Below are 6,174 nucleotides of genomic sequence, written 5' to 3' on the forward strand. Positions count from 1 at the left end.
GGGGACGGTGCTGTCGGCGGGCGGCTGGAGGCGGTTCAGGGCAGCTGTCGTGTGCTGAGGCCCGGGTGTTCCTGCTGCTGCGGCGCCGGGGCGGGCGCGGGCGTGGGGCGGGGGCTTGCCAGCCACAGGGCGGTGCATACGGCGGTGGCCAGGGTGACGGCTCCGGCCACGGTGAAGGCGCTGTCGAGGCCGGCCTCGAAGGAGGCGCCGCCGGACTGCCGGGTGCGGACCACGGCCCCGAGCACCGCCACGCCGAGCACCGCGCCGATCTGCCGCGCGGTGCTGCTGATGCCCGAGGCGAGGCCGCCCTCCGCGGGGTCGACCGCCTGGATGGCGGCGCCGGTCAGCGGGGACATGGCCAGGGCGAAGCCGACGCCGACCGTGGCCAGGCGCCACCACACGTGCGCGTAGCCGGTATCGGCGTGCACGGCGCCCAGTGCGAGGAGTCCGAGCCCGGCCAGCGCCAGGCCGCCGGTGACGAGGGGCCGGTAGCCGTACCGGGCGGCGAGGCGTCCCGCGAAGGGGCTGACGACGACCATGGCGAGGGTGGCGGGCAGGGTCTGCAGTCCGGCCCGCAGGACCGAGCTGCCCTGGACGTACACGAAGAACTGCGAGAAGAAGAACGACGAGCCCATCAGCGCGAACCCCACCACGACCATAGCCGCGTTGGAGACGGTGAACAGCCGCCGGCGGAACAGGGCGAGGGGCAGCATCGGGGCCGGGCGGCGCCGCTCGACGGCGGCGAACGCGCCGAGGAGGAGGGCCGCCGCGGCGAAGCCGGCGAGGATCACCGGTGAGGTCCAGCCGCGCGCGCCGCCTTCGATCAGGGCCCAGGCCAGGGTGCCGACCCCGAGGACGGACAGGAGGGTGCCGGGGAGGTCGAGGGCGCGGGCGTCCGGGTTACGGGACTCCCCCAGGACGCGGTGGCCGGCCGCCAGCAGGACGAGGCCGATGGGCACGTTGACCAGGAAGATCGCGGGCCAGCCGAACGCCTGCGTCAGGACGCCTCCGGCCACGGGCCCGGCGGCCAGGCCGATGCCGCTGAGCCCGGCCCACAGCCCGATCGCCCTGATCCGTTCCTGCGGGGCGGGGTGCGCGGCCACCAGGAGGGCGAGCGAGGCGGGGCTCAGGGCCGCGGCCCCGATCCCCTGCAGCACCCGTCCGGCCACCAGCCAGCCGGCCGAGGGGGCGACGGCGCACAGCACGGACGCGGCGGTGAACACCGCGACACCGCTCAGGTACACGCGTTTGCGGCCGAAGCGGTCGGCGAAGACGCCGCCGGACAGCAGCAGCATGGCGACCAGCAGGACGTAGGCGTCGACGATCCACTGCAGGCCGGTCAGTCCGGTGTCCAGGCGGTGCTGCATGTCGGGCAGTGCCGCGCCGACGATGGTGTTGTCGAGCAGCACCATGAACTGCCCCAGGCAGGTCACCACGAGCATGACGTCCCCTCCCCCTCCACTTAAAGCAGCTATTGGCTGCATTAAGGGTGACCGTAGAGCGGCGGGGCCCGCAAACGCAAGTCCGGGCTGCTTTAAGGTGGGGGCATGGACGAGCAGCAGCGCACCCGGCGGCCCGGCGGACGCAGTGCCCGCGTCGGCGCGGCGGTGCATCAGGCCGTCACCGACCTGGTGGGCGAACGCGGGTACGGCGGATTCACCGTCAGCGAGGTCGCGGCCCGCGCGAAAGTCGCCGACACCACCGTCTACCGGCGCTGGGGCAGCCTGGAGGCGCTGCTCACCGACGTGACGCTGACCCGCCTCAACGCGCGGTCACCGATGCCCGACACCGGGACCCTGGCCGGCGACCTGCGCACCTACGCGGCCCAGGTGGCCCGCGAGATCACCGGGCCCGACGGGCTGGCCGTGCTCCGCCTGGCCGTCGCCCTGTCCGGCTCCGGACCCGAGGGCCTGCGCCTGCGCGACGGCTTCCTCGCCGAACGGGCCCGGCAGATGCAGTCCATGCTCGACCGGGCCCGCGAGCGCGGGGAGCGGGCCCCCGACGCGCTGGCCGTCCTCGACCACGTCATGGCCCCGATGTACATCCGGGTGCTGTTCGGTGCGGGCCCGCTCACTGCGGAGTACGTGGAGGGCCTGGTCGAGCGTCTGCTCTCGTGACGGCCCGGGGGGCAAGCGGCCGGTGCTGTCCGCCCGCCGGCCTGCGGCACCGGCCGGTTCCTCGCCTCACCGGAGCGCGTCGAGGCAGGCGCGGCCGGCGGCCAGGCGGGCCCACCTCGGCTCCTTCGGTGGCGGTGCTGTGCCCGGGGACCACGACATCGGCGTGCCCGGCGGCCTCGTAGGCCTCGTAGGCCTCCGCCTGATTGTCCTGGCGGGGGTCGAGGAGCGGGATCAGGACGTCGGAGAGCATGTCGCCGGCGAGCTGGACGCCCCGGTCCGGGAGGAAGACGGCGCGATTCTCGCCAACCGGGTCACCAGCGAGATGACCAAGGGGCTCAGGGACGCCGGCCGCGCGGCGTGGCCGGCCGCGTGCGCCTGGTGCTGGATGATCTCGCCCGGCACCGGTCCGCCGTCCGCGGGCAGCGGGGTGACCAGCGCGACCAGGCCGGCGGGGATGCCGGACGCGCTCTGCGCGGCCGTCGCTCGCGCCCGCTCCCGGGCCTGGCCGGCGAGGCGGGCGGGGGTGGCGGGGGTGGCGTAGCGCGGCACGTCGCCGAACCGGGGATGCCGCAGCAGGTGGTCCCGTGGGGGTGGGGGGAGAACCCGGCGGCCACCGCAATGCCGAGCCGGTCGCTCCGGCGGACCCAGACGCCGTCGGCGACCTGGCGCAGCCTGCCCGTCTCCGCCCTCTCGGCCGGTCATGGTGCTGGGACTGCGCTGGGCGGCCGGAATCATCGCTTCCGGGTCATCCGTCGAGCGGCCGGCCGGCGTCCCGGGCCGTTACCGGCGCTGTGGCGGACGCCAGGTCGAGGATCATGTCGAGCGCTCGCGTGCCGTCGGTGTCGGTGAAGGAGCCGGCGGTCTGGAAGCCCTGCTTCTCGTAGTAGCGGATGGCGCGCGGGTTGTCGGCGAGGACACCGCCCCACAGGATGATCCTCTTCTTGCCGAAGCGCTGTGCGACGTCCCGGACGAGCGGGAAGACCCGTGTCCCTGTGCCCCTGCCCTGATGGTCGTCGGCCAGGGTCGGGCCGAAGCGGCAGTCTGTCGCCTCCAGGCGGATGCCCGCCTCGCGATAGCGGGCGATGTCCGACGGGTGGAGGACCAGGCTGATTTCCAGAAGGCCGACGATCCGGCCGGACGGCACCTCCTCCAGCACCAGTCTGAGCTTGTCGTAGCGGGCGATCGCGTCGCACGACTCCCGGGCGGAGGCGAGGTCGTACCCGTCGAAGGTGCTCAGCCGCCTCGATTCGGGGGACAGCCCTTCGAGGAAGGCGGCCAGACGCTCTGCGTCGGCATGCCGGAGCGGGCGGAAGAGGAGGTCCGGGCCGTCGTCCCTGCGCAGGCGCCGGGTCAGGGCAAGCGGGTCCTCGGCGACCGCGGTCAAGGTGAGCCTGCCATGCGCCTGCGCCATGCGGAATTTTGGTTTCGTGTCGTCAGCGCCTTCGGGCGGCACTCCCCGGCAGGGCGGTGGGGTGTTCGCTCCGGCTGACGCTACTGCTGCCGCTGGGCGCGCCGATGCTCCTGTCCCCCGCTGAAGCGTGTGGGGGTGGGCGGTCTCACGGGAGCGTGAGCACGATCTTGCCCTGGAGGTGTCCCCGGGCGGCGCGCCGGTGCGCCGCCCGGGCGTCGGTGAGCGGGAAAGTGCTGTCGATCGCGACGCGGAGCGTGCCCGCGTCGGCAAGGCGCGCCAGTTCGGTGAGCTGGGCACCGTTCGCGCGCACCTGGGTGCCGGTGACGGTGACGCCCCGTCTGCTGTTCTCCTCGTCGTCGAACTGGCCGAAGTACACCGGGTACAGGGCGCCGCCGCGCCTGAGGACGGGGAGGAAGCGCCGGCTGGCGGGGCCTCCGACGGTGTCCAGGACGAGGTCGATGTCCCGGACGGCGTCCTCGGGGCGCTGGGCGGTGTAGTCGATGAACTCGTCGGCGCCGAGCTCGCGCAGGAACCTCTCGTGGGTGCCGGAGGCCACGGCGACGACGCGGGCCCCCTGCCACTTGGCCAGCTGCACGGCCAGGTGTCCCACGCCGCCCGCGGCGCCGTTGATCAGCACCGTGCTCTCGCCGTTCAGGGCCGCCGGACGGTGCCTTGCCTCCTGGAACGGGGAGGGGTGGCCGTGCCCGACCTCGATCAGGTACTGCCACGCCGTCAGCCCCGACATCGGCAGTCCGGCGGCGTGCACGTGGTCGACGCCGGCCGGCTTGCGGGCGAGGTCGCCGGCCGGTGCGGTGACGTACTCGGCGTACGCGCCGCTCTGCATCCGCACGGGGAAGCGCAGCAGAGCGATCACCTCGTCGCCGGCCGTGAAGTCGTGGACGTCGGCGGCGACGGCCTCCACGACGCCCGACACGTCGGTCCCCGGAATCAGCGGCAGGTCGAAGGGCGGCCGGAACTCGGGCGGAATGCCGGGCATGCCCTCACGCACGTACCAGTCGGGCGGGTTGAGGCCCACCGCGTGCACGCGCACGAGCACCTCGCCGGGCGCCGGTCCGGGAACCGGCACCTCCTCGCAGCGCAGGACCTCGGGGCCGCCGAACTCGTGCAGCCGGATCGCCTTCATCGTGAGCGCCTTCATCGTGTGGGACGGCATCGCTCTCCCCTGCCCGCGCACGCGGGTACGCTGATTCGGATCAGCGATCCATATAAGTGGACCACTGATCCGAATATATGGATCAGTGAACCGCTTCGTCAAGTGAGGGAACCGATGCGGGCCGACGCCAAGAGGAACCGCGACCATCTGCTCGCCGTGGCGGGCGCCGCCGTCGCCGAGCAGGGCATCGACGTGTCGATGCGCGACATCGCGCGCCGGGCCGGCGTCGGGCTCGCGACGCTGCTGCGGCACTTCCCCACCCGCGAAGCCCTGCTGGAGGCGCTGCTGCGCACGAGCTTCGACGAGCTGACCGCCAGAGCGGGCGAGCTGGAGGCGGCGCACGCGGCCGAGGACGCCCTCGTCTCCTGGGTCCGCGACTGTGTGGCGTGGACGACCGAGTACCGGGGGGCGACGGTGCTGATGGCTGCCGCCATCGAGGACCCCGCATCCGCACTGCACGCCTCCTGCGTCACCCTGCGCGCGGCCGGTGCCCGCCTCCTCGCCCGGGCTCAGGCCGCGGGCGGGGCGCGCAGCGACATCGACGGCGACGACCTGTTCGCGCTGATCGCCATGCTCGCCTGGACCGGTGACCAGCCCGCGCTCGCGCCCCGCGCCGGCCGCCTCTTCGACCTCGTCGCGGACGCCGTCCTGACGGGCGCGGGGGGCGATAGCGGCCGGAGCAGCTGACCTGGAGGCCGCCCGGGGGCCGGTTCCCGCCGGGCTCGGTGGAGCGGCCGGGCCGCGCCGCATTGGGCGGGGGGCGTCGTCACTGCCGCGGGCGCGGGGGCGGTTTCCGCTCATCGGCCGAGCCGTCGTGCCGGTCGCGGTCCCGCTTCTGGTCCCGGTCCCGGCCTCGGTCTCGCTTCCGGTCGCGGTCCCGGTTCCGGTCGCGTGCCGGGGGACGCCGTCCGCGGGTCACCGCGAGCACGCCTCCCACCACGGCGATCAGCGCGATGGCCAGCGCGATGCTGACCCAGCCCTCGGTGTCCCAGTACACGTCCTCCAGGCTGATCAGCAGCGCCGCCTCGTCGACGATCAGGGCCATGCCGACGCCGTAGGCGAGCCCCATCCAGGCACGCGCGCGTGCCGAGCGCTTGACCAGGCCCGCCGCCCCCACCACCGCGAGCAGCAGGATGCCCCACACGTAGTGGTGGATGTGCACGCCGCCGGCCTGGACGTCCCCCACGCCGGCCACGTCGATGTGGATCAGCCAGGTGAGCAGGCGCATGCCGCCGAAGGTGAGGGCGAATCCCCACCAGGCGAGGACGAAGCCGCGCCGCTCGGAGGAGATGCCGGGCAGCAGGCGCACCCACGGCGACCGGCGGGCCGGGCGGGCGGACGGCAGGCGGTGGGCCCCGTGCGGGGACGGCGGCCGGGGATCCGGGGGCGAGGACGGTGCCCCAGGGGCCAGGTGCGGGGACGGGTCCGGTGCCCGCAGGACCGGGTCCGGGGGTGGGGGGTGGTCGGGCGGG

General features: G+C 74.3%; 7 protein-coding genes. 2 read left to right on the top strand and 5 right to left on the bottom strand.

The window, feature by feature from the left end; genetic code table 11:
- Positions 1–35 precede the first annotated feature (35 nt).
- Positions 36–1,442: an MFS transporter gene (locus GTW67_RS11630; RefSeq protein ID WP_202437116.1), complete on the bottom strand. Its 1,407-nt coding sequence runs from the start codon at positions 1,440–1,442 to the stop codon at positions 36–38.
- A 105-nt stretch (positions 1,443–1,547) separates the two neighbouring features.
- On the opposite strand from GTW67_RS11630, the gene GTW67_RS11635 reads away from it, so the two are divergent.
- Positions 1,548–2,117, top strand: coding sequence for a TetR/AcrR family transcriptional regulator (locus tag GTW67_RS11635; protein WP_161164725.1), 570 nt, complete (start codon positions 1,548–1,550; stop codon positions 2,115–2,117).
- 231 nt (positions 2,118–2,348) lie between these two features.
- On the opposite strand, the gene GTW67_RS37605 is transcribed toward GTW67_RS11635, so the two are convergent.
- The 3 genes from GTW67_RS37605 to GTW67_RS11650 form a co-directional block, all read right to left on the bottom strand.
- Complete coding sequence (locus tag GTW67_RS37605; protein ID WP_237518793.1) at positions 2,349–2,666, bottom strand: hypothetical protein; 318 nt, start codon at positions 2,664–2,666, stop codon at positions 2,349–2,351.
- A 196-nt stretch (positions 2,667–2,862) separates the two neighbouring features.
- The gene (locus tag GTW67_RS11645; RefSeq protein ID WP_161164726.1) at positions 2,863–3,528 is read right to left on the bottom strand and encodes a GNAT family N-acetyltransferase; all 666 of its coding nucleotides are present in this window, start codon (positions 3,526–3,528) and stop codon (positions 2,863–2,865) included.
- A gap of 145 nt (positions 3,529–3,673) precedes the next feature.
- Positions 3,674–4,687, bottom strand: coding sequence for an NADP-dependent oxidoreductase (locus tag GTW67_RS11650; RefSeq protein WP_202437117.1), 1,014 nt, complete (start codon positions 4,685–4,687; stop codon positions 3,674–3,676).
- A 129-nt stretch (positions 4,688–4,816) separates the two neighbouring features.
- Here GTW67_RS11650 and GTW67_RS11655 point away from each other — a divergent pair, with 129 nt between their 5' ends.
- Positions 4,817–5,389 carry a TetR/AcrR family transcriptional regulator gene (locus GTW67_RS11655; RefSeq protein WP_161164728.1) on the top strand — a complete coding sequence of 191 codons (573 nt, stop codon included), beginning with the start codon at positions 4,817–4,819 and terminating at the stop codon, positions 5,387–5,389.
- Positions 5,390–5,468: 79 nt separating this feature from the next.
- On the opposite strand, the gene GTW67_RS11660 is transcribed toward GTW67_RS11655, so the two are convergent.
- On the bottom strand, positions 5,469–6,140 hold the full coding sequence (locus GTW67_RS11660) for a hypothetical protein (RefSeq protein ID WP_272920484.1): 672 nt from the start codon (positions 6,138–6,140) through the stop codon (positions 5,469–5,471).
- Positions 6,141–6,174: the final 34 nt, after the last annotated feature.

The organism is Streptomyces sp. SID5910, assembly GCF_009862125.1.
In the GTDB taxonomy this organism is placed as follows: domain Bacteria; phylum Actinomycetota; class Actinomycetes; order Streptomycetales; family Streptomycetaceae; genus Streptomyces.

Coding starts and splice junctions, on each gene's coding strand:
- GTW67_RS11630 (WP_202437116.1), bottom strand. CDS start 1,442: ATGCTCGTGGTGACCTGCCTGGGGCAGTTCATGGTGCTGCTCGACAAC.
- GTW67_RS11635 (WP_161164725.1), top strand. CDS start 1,548: ATGGACGAGCAGCAGCGCACCCGGCGGCCCGGCGGACGCAGTGCCCGC.
- GTW67_RS11645 (WP_161164726.1), bottom strand. CDS start 3,528: ATGGCGCAGGCGCATGGCAGGCTCACCTTGACCGCGGTCGCCGAGGAC.
- GTW67_RS11650 (WP_202437117.1), bottom strand. CDS start 4,687: ATGAAGGCGCTCACGATGAAGGCGATCCGGCTGCACGAGTTCGGCGGC.
- GTW67_RS11655 (WP_161164728.1), top strand. CDS start 4,817: ATGCGGGCCGACGCCAAGAGGAACCGCGACCATCTGCTCGCCGTGGCG.